At 70.9% G+C, this 19,239-nt stretch carries 17 protein-coding genes and 1 pseudogene; 9 read left to right on the top strand and 9 right to left on the bottom strand.

What is annotated here, in order from left to right; all coding sequences use genetic code 11:
- The first annotated feature begins 69 nt into the window (after nucleotides 1–69).
- Nucleotides 70–786: a class I SAM-dependent methyltransferase gene (locus tag FVE25_RS24400; protein ID WP_157249355.1), complete on the top strand. Its 717-nt coding sequence runs from the start codon at nucleotides 70–72 to the stop codon at nucleotides 784–786.
- Here the strand turns inward: FVE25_RS24400 and FVE25_RS24395 are convergent.
- Complete coding sequence (locus tag FVE25_RS24395) at nucleotides 779–1,945, bottom strand: hypothetical protein (protein ID WP_157249354.1); 1,167 nt, start codon at nucleotides 1,943–1,945, stop codon at nucleotides 779–781. The two genes, FVE25_RS24400 and FVE25_RS24395, sit on opposite strands and share 8 nt — an antisense overlap.
- Nucleotides 1,942–2,430 carry a SigE family RNA polymerase sigma factor gene (locus FVE25_RS24390; RefSeq protein WP_343046156.1) on the bottom strand — a complete coding sequence of 163 codons (489 nt, stop codon included), beginning with the start codon at nucleotides 2,428–2,430 and terminating at the stop codon, nucleotides 1,942–1,944. The genes FVE25_RS24395 and FVE25_RS24390 overlap by 4 nt, the downstream gene beginning before the upstream one ends.
- 101 nt (nucleotides 2,431–2,531) lie before the next feature.
- On the opposite strand from FVE25_RS24390, the gene cysC reads away from it, so the two are divergent.
- Complete coding sequence (cysC, locus tag FVE25_RS24385; protein WP_246267357.1) at nucleotides 2,532–3,734, top strand: adenylyl-sulfate kinase; 1,203 nt, start codon at nucleotides 2,532–2,534, stop codon at nucleotides 3,732–3,734.
- A gap of 597 nt (nucleotides 3,735–4,331) precedes the next feature.
- On the opposite strand, the gene FVE25_RS24380 is transcribed toward cysC, so the two are convergent.
- Nucleotides 4,332–5,390 (bottom strand): glycoside hydrolase family 26 protein, encoded by a 1,059-nt coding sequence (locus FVE25_RS24380; RefSeq protein WP_157249352.1) that lies wholly within the window; start codon nucleotides 5,388–5,390, stop codon nucleotides 4,332–4,334.
- A 355-nt stretch (nucleotides 5,391–5,745) separates the two neighbouring features.
- Between FVE25_RS24380 and FVE25_RS24375 the strand changes: the two genes are divergently transcribed.
- From FVE25_RS24375 to FVE25_RS24350, 6 genes are read left to right on the top strand one after another with little or no spacing between them, the layout of a single operon-like run.
- Entirely contained in the window at nucleotides 5,746–7,158 is a 1,413-nt protein-coding gene (locus tag FVE25_RS24375; RefSeq protein WP_157249351.1) for a Wzz/FepE/Etk N-terminal domain-containing protein, read from the top strand.
- Nucleotides 7,155–8,423, top strand: coding sequence for a hypothetical protein (locus FVE25_RS24370; RefSeq protein WP_157249350.1), 1,269 nt, complete (start codon nucleotides 7,155–7,157; stop codon nucleotides 8,421–8,423). Before FVE25_RS24375 ends, FVE25_RS24370 begins: the two co-directional genes overlap by 4 nt.
- Nucleotides 8,420–9,325: a hypothetical protein gene (locus FVE25_RS24365; protein WP_157249349.1), complete on the top strand. Its 906-nt coding sequence runs from the start codon at nucleotides 8,420–8,422 to the stop codon at nucleotides 9,323–9,325. Before FVE25_RS24370 ends, FVE25_RS24365 begins: the two co-directional genes overlap by 4 nt.
- Nucleotides 9,322–10,176, top strand: a complete 855-nt coding sequence (locus tag FVE25_RS24360) for a sulfotransferase family protein (protein WP_157249348.1) — start codon at nucleotides 9,322–9,324, stop codon at nucleotides 10,174–10,176. The genes FVE25_RS24365 and FVE25_RS24360 overlap by 4 nt, the downstream gene beginning before the upstream one ends.
- Entirely contained in the window at nucleotides 10,164–11,471 is a 1,308-nt protein-coding gene (locus FVE25_RS24355) for a lipopolysaccharide biosynthesis protein (RefSeq protein ID WP_157249347.1), read from the top strand. Before FVE25_RS24360 ends, FVE25_RS24355 begins: the two co-directional genes overlap by 13 nt.
- Nucleotides 11,468–12,367: a sulfotransferase gene (locus FVE25_RS24350; RefSeq protein ID WP_157249346.1), complete on the top strand. Its 900-nt coding sequence runs from the start codon at nucleotides 11,468–11,470 to the stop codon at nucleotides 12,365–12,367. Before FVE25_RS24355 ends, FVE25_RS24350 begins: the two co-directional genes overlap by 4 nt.
- On the opposite strand, the gene FVE25_RS24345 is transcribed toward FVE25_RS24350, so the two are convergent.
- The 4 genes and pseudogenes from FVE25_RS24345 to FVE25_RS24335 all read right to left on the bottom strand — a co-directional run bounded on the left by FVE25_RS24345 (nucleotide 12,348) and on the right by FVE25_RS24335 (nucleotide 15,861).
- On the bottom strand, nucleotides 12,348–13,388 hold the full coding sequence (locus tag FVE25_RS24345; protein ID WP_281367881.1) for a WecB/TagA/CpsF family glycosyltransferase: 1,041 nt from the start codon (nucleotides 13,386–13,388) through the stop codon (nucleotides 12,348–12,350). The genes FVE25_RS24350 and FVE25_RS24345 overlap by 20 nt on opposite strands.
- Nucleotides 13,324–13,899: pseudogene (locus FVE25_RS57055) on the bottom strand (hypothetical protein); the annotation flags it as partial. The gene FVE25_RS24345 and the pseudogene FVE25_RS57055, both read right to left, overlap by 65 nt.
- A 124-nt stretch (nucleotides 13,900–14,023) precedes the next feature.
- Nucleotides 14,024–14,944 (bottom strand): glycosyltransferase family 2 protein, encoded by a 921-nt coding sequence (locus FVE25_RS24340; protein ID WP_157249345.1) that lies wholly within the window; start codon nucleotides 14,942–14,944, stop codon nucleotides 14,024–14,026.
- Nucleotides 14,941–15,861, bottom strand: a complete 921-nt coding sequence (locus FVE25_RS24335; protein ID WP_157249344.1) for a sulfotransferase — start codon at nucleotides 15,859–15,861, stop codon at nucleotides 14,941–14,943. The genes FVE25_RS24340 and FVE25_RS24335 overlap by 4 nt, the downstream gene beginning before the upstream one ends.
- Before the next feature lie 173 nt (nucleotides 15,862–16,034).
- Here FVE25_RS24335 and FVE25_RS24330 point away from each other — a divergent pair, with 173 nt between their 5' ends.
- Nucleotides 16,035–17,048 (top strand): YihY/virulence factor BrkB family protein, encoded by a 1,014-nt coding sequence (locus tag FVE25_RS24330; protein ID WP_246267355.1) that lies wholly within the window; start codon nucleotides 16,035–16,037, stop codon nucleotides 17,046–17,048.
- Between the two features lie 19 nt (nucleotides 17,049–17,067).
- Here FVE25_RS24330 and cysN read toward each other — a convergent pair whose 3' ends face one another.
- The gene (cysN, locus tag FVE25_RS24325) at nucleotides 17,068–18,321 is read right to left on the bottom strand and encodes a sulfate adenylyltransferase subunit CysN (protein ID WP_157249342.1); all 1,254 of its coding nucleotides are present in this window, start codon (nucleotides 18,319–18,321) and stop codon (nucleotides 17,068–17,070) included.
- Between the two features lie 2 nt (nucleotides 18,322–18,323).
- Nucleotides 18,324–19,238, bottom strand: a complete 915-nt coding sequence (gene cysD, locus FVE25_RS24320; RefSeq protein ID WP_157249341.1) for a sulfate adenylyltransferase subunit CysD — start codon at nucleotides 19,236–19,238, stop codon at nucleotides 18,324–18,326.
- Between the last annotated feature and the right edge of the window lies 1 nt (nucleotide 19,239).

The raw sequence follows: 19,239 nt of genomic DNA, 5'->3' as shown, positions 1-19,239 counted from the left end.
GGAGAGAAGGTACGGCGAAGGGGTGAGAAATACGCCACTAAGCGCAAGCAGTTGATTACTGTTAGTGACATGTCAGAGGTGCGTATCGTCGCTCCGCGCGGCGACCTGTTTGGGCAGCGGATTCGCGAGCAATGGACCGAGCAGCTGGGGCGGCGGCTCGACATCCTGCTCGCCGGGTGCGGGCATGACGAGCAACTCGTGCTGGAGCGCATCGAGACCCGGGTGACCGGCGTCGACGTGGAGCTGCCGGCGATTCGGACGATCATGGAGAGCCGGCACGATCTGGCCGCGTGGGCGCTGGGCGACATGCGGTCGGTGCCGATGCCGCCGCGGTCGTTCGACGTGATCCGGCTGACGTTCCTGCTGGAGCGGATCGAGCACGCCGAGCTGGTGCTCGACCGGATGCTGCAGGCGCTGCGGCCGGGCGGGCTGATCCTGCTGCGGATGCGCGACCGCGACTCCGCCTACGGGTGGTGCGACCGGGTCACGCCGGGGTGGCTGCGCAGGCTCGTGTGGAAGCGGGTCGTCGCGGAGGGCACGCCGGGGCCGCTGCCCGCCGTCTACGAGGCGGTCACCTCGCGTGACGGGATGCACGCGTTCTGCCTCACCCGCGGGCTGATGATCACCGACGACGAGACGGCGACCACCGGGCCGGCGATGGGACGGATCGGGAGCGCGGCCGTCGCGCTGGTGGACAAGCTCACCCGCGGCCGGCTCCCGTCCTCTCATGACGAGGTGACCATGGTCATCCGTAAACCTCAGAACCATTTCGCCAGGCTCATCTAGGCGTGAGCACCCACTGCCACGCGCCGTCCTCCTGGCTGTTCTGGTAGCCGGTGAGCTGGGTCTTCTCGGTGCCGTCCACACCGATCAGCACGAGCGCGCCGACGAACTCGCTGGGGCAGTCGTCCTTGCACCTCACGGCGATGACGCTCTCGTCGTCGGCCCAGGCGTGCAGCTGGAGCGCCTGCTGCCGGCCGGCCACCCGGCCCGTCGCCACGTCGGTGATCCGGGTGGGCAGGCCCGCCTCGCCGAGGAGCAGCTTGCCGTTGGGCGAGAGCGCGGCGACGTTGGCGTCGGAGAAGTGCTCCTGGAGCGCCTCGTGCGGCCGTCCGTCCAGGGAGTAGTAGAGGAACCGGGGTCCGCCGACGAGTTCCCAGACCAGCGTGCCGTCGAGGCTCCACGAGAAGTCGTTGCCCCGTACGAGGTCCTCGTTCAGAGGCAGCGGCCGGAAGTCCACCTTCTTCGCCGGCACGTCCACGACGACGAAGCCGGTGCGGTCCGAGTCGACGGCCATCCGGGAGTTGGCGTCCACCCGTTCCCAGCGCCCAGGGTAGTCCGTGTAGGCGGTGGCCAGCAGCTTCGTGCCGTCGGGTGACCACTTCAGGCCCATGACGTCCCGGCCCAGGTCAATCCAGGTCAGGAACTGCCGCGTGGTCAGGTCGAGGATGCCGACCCGGCGCCCCATCACCTCACCCTCCAGCACCGCGGCCACCTGCAGCCCGGGCGCCACGTCCACCCACGCGTAGGGCGTCTTCTCGTAGGTGCCGGTCTGCGGGTCGAGCAGCCACCAGGTACGGCGGGCGCGCTCCCATCGGCCTTCCAGCTTCTCCGTCGAGGTCGTGAAATATGCGGAAACGGCGTAGTTTCCCGCCGCGATCATCTTCTTGGGCGGCATGTTGTCCACATCCGTCCGGACATCCGTCGGCGCCGGCGACGGCCGCTCGGGCAGCGTCACCTCGACCGCGGGCCGCACCGTCATGTCGTCCTGCCGCGGCAGGACAACCCCCGCCACCACGGCCAGCACGACGGCGACCCCCGCCGCCACCGCCCCATACACCCACGGCCGCCGGGCGCGCCTCCGTAGCACCCGATCCGCCAGGTCGTGCGGCACCCGGACCTCGCCGGCCCACTCGTCCAGCACCTCGCGCAACTGCTTGGTCATCCCACTACCTCCAGCTCCGGGAAGATCTCCCGCAACTTGGCGAGCGACCGATGGGCGGTGCTCCGCACGGTTCCGACCGAACACCCGAGCACCTTGGCGACCTCGTGATCGGGCAAGTCCTCGAAGTAGCGCAACACCAGCACCGTCCGCTGCCGCGGAGTCAGCCTGGCCAGCGCCCCGCGTAACACCATGCGCAGCTCACTGCGATGCGTGGCGTCCACGTCCGCCCGCTCCGGCACCGCCGCCCGCACCACCTCAGGCCGCCGCCCGGCCGCGCGCCACCGGCTCACCTGCTGCCGATACATGACCTGCCGCACATAAGCCTCCGGCGCCTGCACCCGGCGCCACTTCCCCGCGAGCTTGGCCAGCGCCGCCTGCACCAGGTCCTCCGCCTCATGCTGATCGCCGCCGGTCAGCAGGAACGCCAGGCGCATCAGGGCAGGAGAGCGTGCCGCGACAAACTCACGGAAGGCTGGTTCGTCCACGTTCACCTCCAATGTCAGCCCTAAGACGCCGCATGCGGCCCCTCGCTATGCCTGCGCTCGCGCTAAAGTTCAGTCCTGCCACTTCACTTGGGATGGAATACGTGGAGTTCACCCCAGACGAGCGCGAACTCGCTGATCTCGAACTACTGCTGTCCGGGGCGTTCGAGCCTCTCACGCACTTCCTCGGCCACGACGACCTGCACGCCGTGCACGAGCAGGGCACCCTGGCCGACGGCACCCCCTGGCCCGCGCCGGTCACCCTCCACCTGCCCGGCGACGCCCGCCCGGGCGACGAGGTCACCCTCCTGGACCCGGAAGGCGTCCCGCTGGCCGTCGTCACGGTCACCGACCAGGGCGCCACCGGCCCGCTGAGAAGCCTGAACCCGCCGGAACACGGCCCATTCGCCCGGCTACGCCGTACTCCCGCCCAGGTCCGCGCCGAACTGGCCGGCCAGGACACCCTCGCCGTCACCATGCGCGGCCCCCTCGACGACCTCGGCGAGGTCGTCGCCACCGCCAAGGAACTCGCCGCCCGCATCCTGCTCCTCCCCCTGTCGTACGGCGAAGCCGGCCCGGCCGTGGTCCGCGCCGCCCTGAAGGCCAAGGACCAGCTGCCCGACAACACCCTCGTCGTCCCGGTCCCCCTCGCCCCGCGCGACGAACCGGAGCTCGACCACGAACTCCGCGAACACATCGCCACCGCCTACGGCGCCACCGAACACCTGGCCGGCCCCGACCCCGTCACCCTCCCCGGCCCACCCCACCGCCGCGGCCTGGTGGTGTTCTTCACCGGCCTGTCGGGTTCCGGAAAGTCCACGATCGCCCGCGGCCTGCGTGACGCCCTGCTGGAGGAAGGCGGGCGCACGATCACGTACCTGGACGGCGACGTGGTCCGTCACCTCCTGTCCAAGGGCCTCACGTTCTCCAAGGAAGACCGCGACCTCAACATCCGCCGCATCGGCTTCGTCGCCGCCGAAACCGCCCGCCACGGCGGCCTGTCCATCTGCGCGCCCATCGCCCCGTATGCCCAGACTCGTGAAGAAGTGCGGTCGATGGTGGAATCGGTAGGCGCTGACTTCCTGCTCATCCACGTGGCCACCCCGCTAGAGGAATGCGAACGCCGCGACCGCAAGGGCCTCTACGCCAAGGCCCGGGCCGGGGTCATCCCGTCGTTCACCGGCATCTCGGACCCGTACGAGGAGCCGGAGGACGCCGACCTGACCCTCGACACCACCCACATCTCGGTCGACGCCGCGGTCTCCCGCGTCCTGGACACTCTCCGCGCCGGCCGCTGGATCCGCTAGCCCAACCGTCTCCATCTCGGGACATTCGGCCTCCGGGCTTCCGGCTCGGGACATTCGGCCTCCGGGCTTCCGGCTCGGGACATTCGGCCTCCGGGCTTCCGGCTCGGGACGTTCGGCCTCCGGGCTTCCGGCTCGGGACGTTCGGCCTCCGGGCTTCCGGATGGGCGGTTGGCCTAGCTGGATGGCCACCCCGAGGTGAGTGGCCTGGCTGGTCGCCGCCCAGGGTGACTGGCTTGGCACCACGGCACCCTGGATGGGCGACTACCTGGAGCGAATGCCCTGGATGGGCGCCCCCCTGGGTCGCCACCCTGGAGAGGTGGCCGCCTCTGGATAGGTGGCTGGCCTGTCCGGGCGGTTTGCCCGGACAGACCGGTCGTCCGTACGGACGGACGCCGACGCACACCAGGCGGTTCCGCACACCCGGGGCGGGTCCCCACACCCGGGGCGGTTCCCCACACCCGGGGCGGTTCCCCACACGGGTTGCCTCCGGTCGGGCGGTTACCTGCCCAGCCGGTCACCGGCTAAGCGACCACCCGGGTCCGCCATCCCCACCCACGTCCGGCCACCTCCGGAGGCCGGAGTCCTGCCCCCGGGAGGTCAGGGGCGGGGGACCTGGGTGGAGCGGAAGTACGGGTCGCGGGCCAAAGCGGTGAAGGCGCGGCGGGATTCCGGGCTGGTGTCGAAGCGGGTGTCGCCCCTGGGCGCGTTCGGGGAGTCGAAGTAGACCAGGGCCTTCACCTGCGGGTAGTGGCGGATCTGGGCGCGGACCGAGTCGTAGAACGACTTCTTGAAGGTACGGTCGTCCCAGCGTTCGAAGACGCCCCATTCGGCGACCATGATGGGTTTGCCGGGGAAACGCCATTGCATCCAGCGGTAGAAGCCCGGCCAGTTGGCGTATTCCTTGCGGGTCTTGTTGACCAGCGTAGCGAAGTCGTGGACCTTTTCATCTGCATAAGGGTCCAAAGCCACCCAGTCCACCACGTCGTCGCCCGGATACAGGTTGGGGAACCAGGACTTGGCCGCCCAGTTCGGGGCGCCCATATACGTCATAACCGTGATGGCGTTCTTGACACCCTTGTCGCGCAATCTCAGCACCACGTGGCGGAACATCGCGGCGTAGTCGGCCGCCTGCATGCCGGAGCCCTTGGCTGGTTTGACGTCGTTTTCTGGTTCGTGGTGAATGGTGAGGAAGAAGCGTTCTGGGAATGTTCGGCGGATGTGGGTGGCCAGGCGGTCGATGCGGTCGTCGAGGGCGCCGTCCGCGATCTCGGCCCAGGTGTGGTCGAAGGTCGGCTTCCAGTTGATCAGCAGGAGCCTTGGGCGGAGCGGGTCGCGCGCCAGCTCCAGCTCCTTGGGCGTCGGGAAGAGCTCTTTGCCCCGGTGGTAGGCGTGGAAGATGTCGGCGCTGGCCCCCATGCGCTCCTCCGCCCTGCGGACCGCGCGGGCCGGGGGCAGCCCGGTGAAGATCTCCGGCGCCAGGCCCCACCAGGCGCCGCAGGACGGGATGAGTTTGGCGGTGACCGTGCACGCCGGCGACTGGGCGATGCCCAACCGGCCGTTGACGCGGGTGGTGTCGTCGGCGCGGGTGCCGCCTATCCCTTGCGCGCCGGTGCAGGCGGTGAGCGCCAGCAGTGTGCCGGCCAACAGCAGCCGCATGCCGATATTTCGGCACTCGGCCAGAAATCCCCGTGAAATCACGACGGCCTATGTCCTTCCTCCCGGGACCCCACCCCGGATAAACAACCCTGCAAACTTTGCCACGCCGGGCCGACAGTTTCAGCCGGTGCTCCGGCGGAATACCTCGCCCACCCCGTTCCTTGGGAAGCCTGCTCAATAAAATGCCCGAATAAGCACCGAAATTTCGGCTTAAAGCCCGAGCCAGCCGTACATCTCGACCAGCGCAAAACCCCCGCGCAGAGCGGAGAAAATCTTCCGTATTCAACCGGTGCCATGACCGCCCGGCCTATAGTGACGCAGAGTCGCCAACCGGAAGCGCGGGGTACACACTTCCATGAGCCAGCCCGGCACGGACCTCGCGGAGCACCTGTCGTTGCTCCGCAGGCGAAGGCTGCTGTTCGCCGGCTGCCTGCTCACCTGCGCGGCCGCCGCGCTCACGCTCTGGAAGCTCACCCCGCCCGCCTACACGGCCACCACCGAGGTGCTGGTGGCCCCCGTGGGCGTCCAGGAGCAGAACAACCAGATCACCAACCGGCAGCGCGAATCCCTCAACCTCGACACCGAAGCCCAGATCGCCCAGTCCTCGGTGGTCGCGGCACGGGCCGCCGAATCCCTTAAGGTGCAGGATCTGGAGCCGGCCGAGGTGAGCGTGCCGCCCAACTCCTCGGTGCTGACGATCGCGGTCACCGCCGCCGACCCGGCCACCGCCGCCCGGCAGTCGGAAGCGTACGCCCAGGCATATCTCGCCAACCGCACCGAATCCGCCCAAACAGCCCTGGCCGCCCAGCAAAAGGTCCTGCTCACGAAGCTCAAGCAGGTCAACGGCACCCTGAGCGACACCGCCGAGGCGCTGACCAAACTCCGCAAAGGCACCGCCGAGCACGCGATGGCCACCCACCGGCAGAACGTCCTCAACCGGCAGGCATACAGCCTGACCATGAAGTACGACGGCCTGAAGACGGTCGCCCTCACCCCCGGCACGGTGATCAGCGCGGCCACCCCGCCGGCCGCCCCCAGCGCCCCGAGCCTCCCGCTGCACCTGGGCGCCGGTCTCATGCTCGGCCTGCTGCTCGGCTCCACCACCGCCTACACCCGCGACCGCCTCGACACCCGCCTGCGCACACCCGCCGACGTCGAACGCCTGACCGGCCTCAGCGTCCTCGCCCACCTCGGCAAAAGCCTCGGAAAAAGCCTCAGGAAAGACCTCGGGAAAGACCTCGGCGAGGACTTCGGTACGGACCTCGGCGAGAAGGCCGGCAAGAAGGGGGCCCAAACCGGCCGCAAAGGCACCGAGGAGGTGGCCCTGCACGACCTGGCCTCCTCCGTCGTAGCCGCCCTGGCCGGCCGCCCCGGCAGGCGCCTCCTGATCAGAGCGGTCCCACCCCAGCCAGGCGCGCACCCCATGACCGCCTCCCTGGCCGCCAGGGCGCCGCTGTCGGTGCTCTCCGGCTGCGACGTCGGCGACTTGGCCGGCGCGGACGCCGCCCTCCTCGTGATCACCCTCCGCAAGGCCAGGGCCGCGGACGCGGCGGCAGCCGTACGTCATCTGACCAGGCACAACGTCCCCGTCATCGGCGTGGTCACCATCACCGGCGAGCTGCCCCCGCTCCCGGAGGAGAAGTCGAGGGCGCTGCCCAGGCAGTCCAGGACCCTCGACAAGCTCGTCGTCCCCGCCGGCGACGCGGCCGTCGAGACCACACCCATGCCCGCCATAAAAGCCACAAAAGACGCGAAAGACCCAGCGTGAAGGATCCGGCATGGCCGATCGCCGCGCTCCTCGTCGGCTACCCGGTCTGGTGGGCCCTGGGTTTCGGTGGTTTGTCCGTGGTGGTGCTGGCGGTTCCGATGGCGGTGATCCTGTGGCGCCGCCGCCCGATCCGCCTGCCGTACGGCGCGGGCCTGTGGACACTCCTGCTGGCCGGATACCTGATCAGCAGCCTGGCGCTGGCCGAGTCCCCGCCGGGCACGTACGGCGGCCTCGGAACGGGCCGCCTGATCGGGTACGGCATGCGGTTCATCCTGTATGTCGCCCTGTTCGTCGTCGTCCTCTACCTGGGCAACCTCACCAAGGAAGAACTCCCCCAGCTCCGCCTGATCCGCATGCTGGGCGTCCTGTTCATCTGGACGGTAGCCGGCGGCCTCCTAGGCGTGCTTTTCCCGAAATTTGCGTACACGTCGCCAGTCGAGATGCTGCTCCCCGGCTGGATAGCCGACAACTCGTTCGTCCAGAACCTGATCCACCCCACCGCCGCCCAGACCCAACGCGTCCTCGGCTACAGCCTGCCCCGGCCGGAAGCCCCCTACGAATGGGCCAACGCCTGGGGCAGCAACCTGTCCGTGCTGCTGGTCTGGTTCGTGGTGGGCTGGTGGGTGTACGGCGGGCGGCGCAGGAAGGCTGTGGCGGCGATCCTCATAGCCCTGGCCGCCATCCCCGTCGTGTACTCCCTCAACCGGGGCCTGTGGATCGGCCTGGGCCTGGCCGCCCTCTACCTGGTGATCCGCGTAGGCGGAAGGACCAGGCTGACCGTCTGCGCCCTGGCCGCGACGGCGGCCGCGGCCTTCGTCCTCAGCCCTCTGGCCCCTCTGGTCAGCCAGCGGCTGGACAACCCGCACTCCAACGACATCCGGGCGTTCACCGTCTCGGCCACGATCCAGGCCGCCGCCCGCTCCCCCGTGATCGGCTTCGGCAACACCCGCAACGCCACCGGCAACCACCGCACGATCACCACCGGCAAGACCGACTGGTGCGCCGAATGCGGCCACCCCCCGCTCGGCAGCGACGGGCAACTCTGGCTGCTGCTCATCACCCAGGGCGTCACCGGCGCGGCGCTGTACGTGGCCTTCTTCGCCGGCGCGATCCGCCGCCACTGGCGCGACCGCAGCCCGGTCGGGCTGGCCGGGGTCCTGGTGATGGCACTCGTGCTGCTCTACATGTTCGTCTACGACGGCCTGGTCACGCCGCTCAGCCTCTACCTCATCTCCTTCGCCCTCCTGTGGAGAAACCCGACATGAACGACGCGAAGCTCCGGCTGTGCTATCTCGGCCAGACGGTCAGACTGCTGTTTCCCGGTCCGGGCACGCCCCAGCCGTACACTCTTCTCCCGCACGCGCTGCTGCCGCGCCGGCTGGCCCCGCGCCGCTGGTGGCACCGCCTGCTCGGGGCGCGCGTGATGGTGCCGGTCGAGGGGTCGATCTCGGCCTACCTGAGCGAGGTCTTCGCCACCCCGGTCGAGATCGTCCTCCATGTACGGCCGGCCGGACGGGCCAACCGCAAGCCGATTCTCGAGGCCCACACCGACGCCGGCCTGATCGCCTTCGTGAAGATCGGCGACACGCCGCGCGCCAGGGAACTGATCACCAACGAGGCGGCGGCGCTGAAGCGGCTGGCCGAACTCCCGCTGAAGACGGTGGTGCCGCCGGCGGTGCTGCACCACGGCCACTGGCGCGGCCTGTCGGTGCTGGCGTTGTCCCCGCTGCCGGTCTCCACGCGGGCCAGGACCCCGGCCACGCTGCTGACCAGGGCGGTGCAGGAGATCGCCGAGACCGGCGGGCCGGAGCACGCCTGGCACGGTGACCTGTCGCCGTGGAACCTCTGCCCGTCGCCCGACGGCCGCCTGCTGGTCTGGGACTGGGAGCGGTACGAAACCGGCGTGCCGTACGGCTTCGACGCCGTGCACCACCTGTTCCAGCGGGCGCTTCGGCGCATGGATCCGCCGACCGCGGCCCGCGCCTGCCTGGCCCAGGCGGTCGGCGTGCTGGCGCCGCTCGGCCTGAGCGCCGCCTGCGCCCGGCAGACCGCGCTGCGCTACCTGATCGCGCTGGCCGACCGGCACGCCGCCGACGGCTTCGAACCGCTCGGCCCGCCGAGCACCTGGCTCAACCCGCTCGTCGACTCGCAGGAGCTGCTCACATGAACGCGATGAAGCAATCGGTGCTGGCCGTCTCGCGTACCACCGGGAGGTTCACCTCCGGCGGGCGGGTTCTGCCGTCGTTCCTGATCGCGGGCGCGCAGCGGTGTGGCACGACCTCGCTGTACCGGGCGCTGGCGCAACATCCGCTGCTGCTGAAGCCGGTGCTGCACAAGGGCGTGCACTACTTCGACGTCGACTACGGGCGCGGAATGTCGTGGTACCAAGGACATTTCCCCCTCAAAGTGGGCGCAGCGCTGCTGGCGCGCAGACACGGGCACCGGCCGCTGGCCTTCGAGTCGTCGCCGTACTACCTGTTCCACCCGCTGGCCGCCGAGCGCATCGCCCGCGACCTGCCGCAGGTGAAGCTGATCGTGCTGGTCCGCGATCCGGTGGAGCGCGCCTGCTCGGCGCACGCGCACGAGCTGGCCCGCGGCTTCGAGACCGAGTCGCACTTCGAGTACGCGGTCGAGCTGGAGGACAAGCGCCTGGCCGGCGCAGAGGACTGGCTGCGCGAGCACCCGGAGGCCATCCACCACTCCCATCGCCACCACGCCTACCTGGCCCGCGGCCGCTACGCCGAGCAGCTCGAACGGCTGGAACCGCTGTTCGGGCGTGAGCGCATCCTGGTGCTCGACAGCCATCAGCTCTTCACCACGCCCGAGCGGGTCTACGACCGGGTGCTGGAGTTCCTGGAGGTCCCCCGGCTCGGCTACCCGATCTTCGAGCGGCACAACGGGCGGCCGCTGCCCAAGCCGGTCGCGGAGTCGCTGCGCCAGACGTTGCGCGACCACTTCGAGGTCTACGACCAGCAGCTCGTGCGGTGGCTGGGCGGTGATCCGTCGTGGCGCCGGTGACAGAGGTACGGCGAGCCGCCCTGGGCAGGGTGGCCAGGAGCGGCGCGGCCGGGCTCACCGGTGCGGTGGCGGGCGCGGTGGCCCAGTTCGTCCTCGTGGTGGTGGTGACCAGGGCCTTCGACATCACGGCGGCCGGGTCGTTCTTCACCGCGATCGCGCTGGCGCTGATGGTGGCCGGGGTGGCCAAGCTGGATGCGGGCAACGGTCTGATCTTCTTCATCGCCCGGGCCAAGACCTACGACTATCGCGGTATTTCCGGTTATGTCAGGGCAGCGCTGGTGCCGGGCGTGCTCGTCGCCTCGGCCGCCGGCATCCTGCTTCATCCACAGCTGGGGACGGCCGCGCTCATCCTGCCCGCCATGGTCGCCGCCGACATCATCCTCGCGGCCACGCGCGGCTTCGGCGCCATGCGCCCCACCGTCCTGTACGACGGCATCCTGCTGCCCGCCGCCCAGCTCGCCCTCGTCACCGCCACCGCGCTGGCCTGGAACCACGGCCTGCTCACCGGCCCGTCGCCGCAGAGCTGGCTGCTGGCCGCATGGGCCGCGCCGTACCCGTTCGTCCTGCTCCTCGCCGCGCTCAGCCTGCGCGGGCGGCTGCCGCGCACCCCCTACCTGTGCGGAACCGCGCACGACCTGTGGCGTTACACCGCGCCCAGGTCCGCGGCCGGTGCGATCCAGGCGGTCTTCCAGCGGCTCGACATCGTCATCGTCGCCATGCTCGCCGGCCCCGCGCCCGCCGCCGTCTACACCGCCGCCACCAGGTTCAAGGTCATCGGCCAGCTCGCCAACCAAGGACTCGCCCAGGCCGCGCAACCCCGCCTGATCCAGGCGCTGGACCACGGCGACCTGCCGCGTGCCCGCGAGCTCTACCAGGCCACCACCATGTGGCTGGTCCTGCTGACCTGGCCCGTCTGGCTCGGCTACGCGGCCGTGGCGCCATGGCTGCTGCGCGTCTTCGGCTCCGAGTACGGCGCCGCCCTGCCCGTGGCCCTGATCCTGTCGGGCACGATGATGCTGGCCACCGCGTGCGGCATGGTCGACGTCGTGCTCACCGCCGCCGGACACACCACCGCAAGCCTGGTCAACCTGGTCGTCGCGATCACCGTCACCGTCCTGCTCGACCTCGCCCTGATCCCGGCGCACGGCGCGCTCGGCGCGGTCCTCGGCTGGTCCGGCGGCGTCATCGTCAAGAACGTGCTGCCGCTGTGGCAGATCCACCGCCGCTACGGCCTGCGCCCCTTCGGCCGCCACAGCCTGAGCGCGCTGCGCCCCGGCACCTGGGCCGCCGCGTGAGCCCGATCCTCGTCACCGGGCTGCCGCGCAGCGGCACGAGCTGGGTCGGCAAGATGCTGGCCGCCGGCGGCGACGTCGTCTACGTCAACGAGCCGCTCAACCCGCAACACCCGCCCGGCCGCTGCCCCGGCGTGCTGCGCGCCCACGTGACCCACCGCTTCCAGTACATCTGCGACGACAACGCCGCCACCTGGCTGCCCGCCTTCCGCGACACCATCCGCCTGCGCTACCGCTTCCTGGCCGAGCTGCGCGCGAACCGCTCGCCGTACGACCTCGCCCGCATGATCAGGTACGGCGCCGCCTTCACCCACGGACGCCTGGCCGGGCGGCGGGCGCTGCTCGACGACCCGTTCGCCGTGCTGTCGGCCGCCTGGTTCGCCACGCGCCTCGGCTGCCGGGTCATCGCCCTGATCCGCGACCCGGTGGCGTTCGCGGCGAGCTGGAAACGCCTCGGCTGGACCGTGTACTTCCACGAGCTGCTCGAACAACCCCTGCTCGTGCGCGACCACCCCGAGATCGAGGAACTGCGCGCCCTGGTCGGCTCCCAGGACCGCCTGGCCAAGGCCGCCGCCCTGTGGCGGGTCACCCGGACGATCCTCGCCAAACCCGCCCCCGGAGTCCGCGTCGTCTCCTACGAGACCCTGGCCGCCGACCCGCTGAAAGGCTTCCGGGATTTGTACCACCACACCGGCCTGACCTGGACACCCGCCGCCGAACGCCGCATCACCCGCGCCTGCCTGACCGGCGGCTCACCCGGGCACGGCTTCGCCTGGACCGGACTGTCCAGAACCGCCTTCCGCCCCATGGACTCCCGCCGCGCCCTGGCCGACGCCGCCCGCGGGCTCACAACCGGCGAGGCCGCGCGGGTGCGGGAGCTCACTTCCCCCGATCCCTGACATACCGCACCAGGCAGCCACCCAGCAGCCGGGCGGCGAACGGCAGGTCGTCCACCAGATACCGTCTGGCCAGCCGCCCCGGCTCGCTCAGCAGCCGATACAGCCACTCCATGCCCGTCTGCTGCATCCACTCCGGCGCCCGATGGACCGTTCCCGAGGCGAACGCGATCGCCGACCCGCACCCCACGAACCACGCACCCGGCAACTCCGGCCGCAGCTCCGCGATCAGCAGGTCCTGCTTGGGAAAGCCCAGCCCCACGAACACCAGCTTCGGCCGCGCCGCCACCACCCGATCGCGCACCTGGGCACGCCCCAGCGCCGTCTCCTCGAATCCGTACGGCGGAGCGTCGTGGCCGCAGACGTGCAACTGGGGATGGCAGCTGTTCAGTTGTTCACCCGCCTGCCTGGCCACTCCCGGCGGGCCGCCCAGCAGGTAGATGGAGAAGCCCTTCCTGGCCGCCATCTTGCTCAGCGACCAGATCAGGTCGGCCCCGGTGACCCGCTCGGGCAGGGCCGTACCGCACAACCTGGACGCCCACACCAGCGGCATCCCGTCGGCCACCACCACCTCGGCGTTCCGCACCAGGCGGCGCAACGTCTCATCCTTGGCAACGCTGCGGCAGATGTCCACGTTGGGGGTGATGATGTGCCCGCCCCGCCCCTCGGCCAGCTCGGTCGCCACCCGCTCCACGACCTGCCGCTCGGTCATCGGGTCCACGGCCACGCCACCGATCACCACCCGCCCCGGCCGGTCCTGGACACCGGGACCGCAGGCGTGCTGCTCCCCTGTGTACGGGGTGACCGGCCCGCCTTGGGCCTGCCGGAAGGCCTCCAGCGCGGTCCCGGGCATCGCCCGCCCGGCCCGCGCGGGCCCCGCATGCGCGGACGCCGCCCCCACCTGCCGGCCCAGAAAACCCGACTCCCCAGCCAGGGACTCGGCCTGCCCAGCCGGCAGGTCAACCGCGGAACCCGCCCACCCGGCCACGCTCCCAGACCCGGCCACGCTCCCAGACCCGGCCATGCTCCCAGACCCGGCCGTGCTCCCAGGGCCAGGCATGGTGCCAGGCCCGGTCACGGCGCCAGATCCGGCCGTGCTCCCGGGCTGGGCGGTCCGGCCGCACGGCGGGGCGGTCACAGAAGGTGACTGCTCGGTTGGGCCGCTCGGCAGAGCGGTCACAGGAGGTGCCCACTCGGTTGGGCTGCCATGCGGGGCGGTTGTGGAACCCGGTTGGGTGACAGAGGTGTCGGCCGGTTCGGGGGTGCGCTGGCGTGGCAGCGGGGGGTGAACCCCAGCGGCCGCAGGCTCTGCGGGCGCACCCGGCGGCACGTGCCCCGGATGCCCCGGCTCCGGGGCACCCGAGGAGCCGGGCCCGGGGAACCTGCGCTCTGGGAACTCGGGCCCTGGGAGCCCGGGCCCTGGGAGCCCGGGCCCTGGGGAGCCGGGCCCTGGGAGCCCGGGCCCTGGGGAGCCGGGCCCTGGAGAGGCGAGCTCCGGGGAGGCGAGCTCTGGGGAGCCGGGCCCCGCAGAGGCGGGACCCGGAGAGGCGGCCACGCCGTCTGCCGGTGGAGGTCCGTGGCGCCCGGGGTCCAGAGGATGGGCCAGGGTGGTGTGGTCGTGGGGCTCTGGAGAGCCGGGGTGGGTCAGGTCTCGGGTGGTCAAATGCCGTGCCCCCGGTAGTGCAGCAGGGAGAGAACCGCCGAGGCCGGGATCAGCCCGGCGGCCACGGCGAGCGCGATGGGCGCGCGCGGCTCGCCGAGACGGGCGGCGAACGTGCGCAACGCCCAGCGTCCCGCCTCCCGGCGCCGCCCCATGGCGGCGTGGTGGAAGGCGAGTTGACCGTAGACGCGCGCCGCGCCGCGCGCATCTACGGCCAGTTCGGGGTGCCGGGCGAGCATCCACTCCAGCCCGGCGATACGGTCGGCCCAGCGGGCCACGTAGTGAGAGGCGCCCCACCCGACCCGCACCAGGGGCCGGTCCACGTGCACGATGGGCCGCCGCTTGGCGGCGCGCAGGGCGAGGTCCCAGTCTTCGTTCTGGCCTCCGGGGGCGCTTTCGTCGGCCCAGAGGGCCCCGCGCCGGAACACGAACGTCGAGCTGTGCACCATGACCATCCGCGATCTGACCAGATCGGCCACGGTGACCTGATCGGTCCCGGCCAGCCTGGCCACGCGGCGGGAGCCGTACGCCACCTCGATCGCGCACGAGGCGAACTCGGCGCCGTCGGCCAGCCGCCGCACCTGGGCGTCGAGCTTGCCCGGCAGCCACACGTCGTCGTCGTCGCAGAAGGCGATCAGGTCGGTGTCGCAGGCGTCGATGCCGGTGTTGCGCGCCCCAGGCAGGCCGGGGCTGAGCCGGTTGGGCAGCACGCGCACCCGGTGGTGCCCGGCGGTGGAGTCTTTGGGCGCGATCACGTCGGCCACCTGCTCGGCGACGGCCTCGGGTGAGGCGCCGTCCACGACGATGACCACGTCGACGCTGCCGGGGTAAGCCTGGGCCAGCGCCGCCTTCGTGGCGGCGCGCAACTGCTCGGGCCGGTCGCCGCGCGTGGGAATCACCACGCCCACGGACGCGCTCATGCAGCCTCCTCGGTTGGAGCCATCGGGTAGCCGTAGCGGGACATCAGCGGCAGGGTCAGCGTGGTGACCAGGCGCCGGTGGCTGCGCGGCAGAGCGGTGTGCCAGGTGTCGTCGCGGGAGAGTTCGACGCGGCCGACGGTGAAGCGCATCGGGTTGCCCGAGACGGTGTGGGCGCGGCCCAGCTCGGCGGTGGTGCCGCGGACGTGGGAGAAGGCCGGGTCGAGGCCGAGCTCGGCCGCCAGCGCGCCCAGCGTGGCACGGGGATCGGCCAGCAGGTCTTCGTAGCGCACCCGGACGACCGGGACACCGCGCCGCCCCAGCAGGCCGAGGGCGAGGTTCTGCGCGGTCCAGTGCAGTGACGTGCGCACCGGCCCCCAGCGCGTCATCGGCCGGCCGTCCTCGGGCCGCTCGACGTTGCGCCGCCAGGAGTGGGCCACGGCCCGCGGGTCGCGGACCACGTGCACGACGCGGACCGCCACGCCCCCGGCGGCCAGGCAACCGGCCAGCGAGGCGTGCTTGCTCGAGTCGATCACCAGCCGCGCCCCGCCCACCGCGGCGGCGGCCGCGTAGACCCGCCGATAGGCCGCCACGTATTCGGGCAGGTCAGTGTGCCCGAGGCTGGGGATGCGCCGGGTACGGTCCACCCGCTGCCGCAGGCACAGCACCCGCTCGGCCAGCTCCGCCGTCCAGCCGCCGAAGGCCCGCGCCCCGACCGCCCGCCAGAACGCACACTCCGTGAACACGGCGCCGCACCCGCACGGCTCGCCCGACAGCACACCCCTGGCCCACAGGTGCACCACCTCGCCCAGCGGCGTCACCCCCGGCGACTCGCCAAGCAGCCGCTCCAGCAGCGTGGTGCCACTGCGGCCGAGGCCCCCCAGGAAGATCACGCCGGGGGCGGGCGAACGGTCAGACACGGACGGGACCTCACGTCGCGGATACGGAACGTCGAGACATTAGCGCGGAGAGTAATCACCGGGTCACCGAACAGCTAAAGGATCTACCTGACGTTCGAAGTCGCCGTGCACTTCCGCGCAGTGGTTAGCTGTGCGGCGTGGGATCCGCGACATTAGTACCTCAAACCCGCACGATGGAGCTTTCCGCCGATCATGCGTGGTCCACCCTGCGTGCGTACGGCTTGCGCCGCCTGGCCCATGACTCGTTCGTCCGCTTCCGCTACGGCGACGGCATGAGCCACTCCCGCGCCCTGGCCTTCCAGATGTGCCTGTCGATCATCCCCGGCGCCATCGCCCTGGTCGGCCTCAGCTCCGTCACCCACCAGGAACAACTGGCCACGATCCTCCAGCTCTCGCTCAGCCGCCTGGCGCCGGGCGAGGGCGGCGCCTCGGTCATCGACGTCCTGGGCACCGGCACCCGCCGCGACGCGGTCGCCCTGTGGCTGGGCCTGGGCACCTCGCTGATCTCGCTGACCTCCACGATGGCCCAGGTGGAACGCGGCGCGAACCGCATCTACGGCATGGAGCGCGACCGCCCCTTCCACCGCAAGTACGGCAGAGCCGTCATCCTCGCCCTGACCGCCGGAGCCCTGATGGTCACCGGCTTCGTCGCCATGGTCGGCGGCGCGGCCATCGGGGGCGCGCTGGCCCAGGTCTGGTCCTGGACGCCCGCCCAGCATGTGGCGTTCGACGTGATCCGCTGGCCGGTGGGCTTCCTGCTCGCCCTGGTGTCCACGTCGGTGTTGTTCCGCGCCGCCCCGCGCCGCAGGCAGCCCGGGCACACGTGGCTGGCCTTCGGCGCGCTGGTCACCCTGGTGCTGTGGACCGCCTTCACCCTGGCCCTCGCCCTCTACACCGACAGGAGCAGCACGTTCGGCAGCACCTACGGCCCGCTGACCACCGTGATGGCCCTGATGTTGTGGGCGTTCCTCAGCTCGATCGCGTTGTTCCTGGGCCTGGCCTTCGCCGCCCAGCTCGAGGCGGCCCGGGCGGAGGAGCCCGATCCCGCCCTGCCCGACGTGGGCCCGAGCGCGCTGGAGGAACGCGAGCCGCTGGTGGGCGCGGTGGGCACGGCCGCCATCGCCGCCCTGCGCACGGCCTACCGCCTCCTGAGACGCCGCCGCGGCCGCCCCCAGCCACCACCGTGACCCGGGGACGGCCCGGTCGTCAGCGTGCCTCGATGACCATCCCGGCGCCCACCGTGCTGTTGGTGGACTCGTCCACCAGGATGAATCCGCCGGTGGACCGGTTGCGCGCGTAGTCGTCCACGAACAGCGGCTGGGTGACCCGCAATGACACCCGCCCGATCTCGTTCAGCCCGAGCGAGGGAGCCGCCTCGTCGCGGTGCAGGGTGTTGACGTCCAGCCGGTAGTGCAGGTCACGGACCATCGCGCGAGCCGTACGCGTGGTGTGCTTGATGACCAGCTTGGAGCGCGGCGCGAGCTTGGTGGCGTCGGTCATCCAGCAGATCATCGCCTCCAGCTCCTGGGCCGCGCTGGGCTGGTTGTTGGGCCGGCAGATCATGTCCCCGCGGGAGATGTCGATCTCGTCCTCCAGCCGGAGGGTGACCGACATGGGCGGGAACGCCTCCTCGACGGGGCCGTCGAAGGTGTCGATGGAGGCGATGCGGCTGGTCAGCCCGGAGGGCAGGTGCATCACCTCGTCGCCCGGCTTGAGCACGCCACCGGCCACCTGACCGGCGTAGCCGCGGTAGTCGTGGTACTCGGTCTTGTGCGGCCGGATGACGTACTGCACCGGGAAGCGCACGTCGACCAGGTTGCGGTCGGAGGCGATGTGCACGTTCTCCAGGTGGTGCAGCAGGGAGCTGCCGTGGTACCAGGGCATGTTCTCCGACCGGGAGACGACGTTGTCGCCGTGGAGGGCGGAGATGGGGATGAAGGTCAGGTCGGCCACGTTGAGCTTGGAGGCGAACTGGGTGAACTCCTCCCGGATCTCCTCGAAGCGCTCCTCGGAGTAGTCGACCAGGTCCATCTTGTTGACGGCCAGCACCAGGTGCGGCACCCGCAGCAGCGTGGTCAGGAACGCGTGCCGGCGCGACTGCTCCAGCACGCCCTTGCGCGCGTCGATGAGGATGATGGCCAGGTCGGCGGTGGAGGCGCCGGTGACCATGTTGCGGGTGTACTGAATGTGGCCCGGAGTGTCGGCGATGATGAACTTGCGCCGCGGCGTGGCGAAGTAGCGGTAGGCCACGTCGATGGTGATGCCCTGCTCCCGCTCGGCGCGCAGGCCGTCGGTGAGCAACGACAGGTCGGTGTACTCGGTGCCGCGGTCGCGCGAGGTGCGCTCGACCGCCTCCAGCTGGTCCTCGAAGATCGCCTTGGAGTCGTAGAGCAGGCGGCCGATGAGGGTGGACTTGCCGTCGTCGACGGAGCCGGCGGTGGCGAAACGAAGAATGTCCATCTTTAGAAGTAACCCTCGCGCTTGCGGTCTTCCATGGCTGCTTCGGAGGCGCGGTCGTCGGCCCGGGTGGCGCCGCGCTCGGTGATGCGGGTGGCCGCGATCTCCTCGATGATCTCCTCGACCGTGGCGGCCGTGGACTGGACCGCGCCGGTGCAGGTCATGTCACCGACCGTGCGGTAGCGGACCACCGTCTCGAACAGCGGCTCGTCCTCACCGCGCTGGACCACCGGGGCGTCGGGCAGCAGCATGCCGTCGCGCTCGAAGACCTTGCGGGTGTGGGCGAAGTAGATGGAGGGGATCTCGATGCCCTCGCGGCGGATGTAGTCCCAGATGTCGAGCTCGGTCCAGTTGGACAGCGGGAAGACCCGGATGTGCTCGCCCTTGCGGATGCGCGAGTTGTAGAGGTTCCACAGCTCGGGGCGCTGGTTCTTCGGGTCCCACTGGCCGAAGTCGTCGCGGAAGGAGAACACTCGCTCCTTGGCCCTGGCCTTCTCCTCGTCGCGGCGGGCGCCGCCGAAGACGGCGTCGAACTCGTGCTCCTCGATCGCGTCCAGCAGCGTGGTGGTCTGCAGCCGGTTGCGGGAGGCGCGGCGCCCGGTCTCCTCGGTGACCCGGCCGGCGTCGATGGAGTCCTGCACGCTGGCCACGACCAGGCGGGCGCCGAGCTCGTCTGCCCTGCGGTCGCGGAAGTCGATGACCTCGCCGAAGTTGTGCCCGGTGTCGACGTGCATCAGCGGGAACGGCAACGGCGCCGGCCAGAACGCCTTCTCGGCGATGCGCAGCATCACGATGGAGTCTTTGCCGCCGGAGAAGAGCAGACAGGGACGCTCGAATTCGGCCGCGACTTCACGCATGATGTGAATGGCCTCGGCCTCGAGAACGTCTAGCTGCGACGTCGTATAGTCGCGCTGGAGCATA

It is taken from the genome of Nonomuraea typhae (assembly GCF_009760925.1).
Lineage (GTDB): Bacteria > Actinomycetota > Actinomycetes > Streptosporangiales > Streptosporangiaceae > Nonomuraea > Nonomuraea typhae.
Note: the sequence above shows the minus strand (reverse complement) of the source record. Positions and strands in the feature narration are given on the sequence as shown.

Bases quoted from the DNA above. Each gene is read 5' to 3' on its own strand.
- FVE25_RS24400 (WP_157249355.1), top strand. From the start codon at position 70: ATGTCAGAGGTGCGTATCGTCGCTCCGCGCGGCGACCTGTTTGGGCAG.
- FVE25_RS24395 (WP_157249354.1), bottom strand. From the start codon at position 1,945: ATGACCAAGCAGTTGCGCGAGGTGCTGGACGAGTGGGCCGGCGAGGTC.
- FVE25_RS24380 (WP_157249352.1), bottom strand. From the start codon at position 5,390: ATGCGGCTGCTGTTGGCCGGCACACTGCTGGCGCTCACCGCCTGCACC.
- FVE25_RS24375 (WP_157249351.1), top strand. From the start codon at position 5,746: ATGAGCCAGCCCGGCACGGACCTCGCGGAGCACCTGTCGTTGCTCCGC.
- FVE25_RS24365 (WP_157249349.1), top strand. From the start codon at position 8,420: ATGAACGACGCGAAGCTCCGGCTGTGCTATCTCGGCCAGACGGTCAGA.
- FVE25_RS24360 (WP_157249348.1), top strand. From the start codon at position 9,322: ATGAACGCGATGAAGCAATCGGTGCTGGCCGTCTCGCGTACCACCGGG.
- FVE25_RS24345 (WP_281367881.1), bottom strand. From the start codon at position 13,388: ATGGCCGGGTCTGGGAGCGTGGCCGGGTCTGGGAGCGTGGCCGGGTGG.
- FVE25_RS24340 (WP_157249345.1), bottom strand. From the start codon at position 14,944: ATGAGCGCGTCCGTGGGCGTGGTGATTCCCACGCGCGGCGACCGGCCC.
- FVE25_RS24330 (WP_246267355.1), top strand. From the start codon at position 16,035: ATGGAGCTTTCCGCCGATCATGCGTGGTCCACCCTGCGTGCGTACGGC.
- cysN (WP_157249342.1), bottom strand. From the start codon at position 18,321: ATGGACATTCTTCGTTTCGCCACCGCCGGCTCCGTCGACGACGGCAAG.
- cysD (WP_157249341.1), bottom strand. From the start codon at position 19,238: ATGCTCCAGCGCGACTATACGACGTCGCAGCTAGACGTTCTCGAGGCC.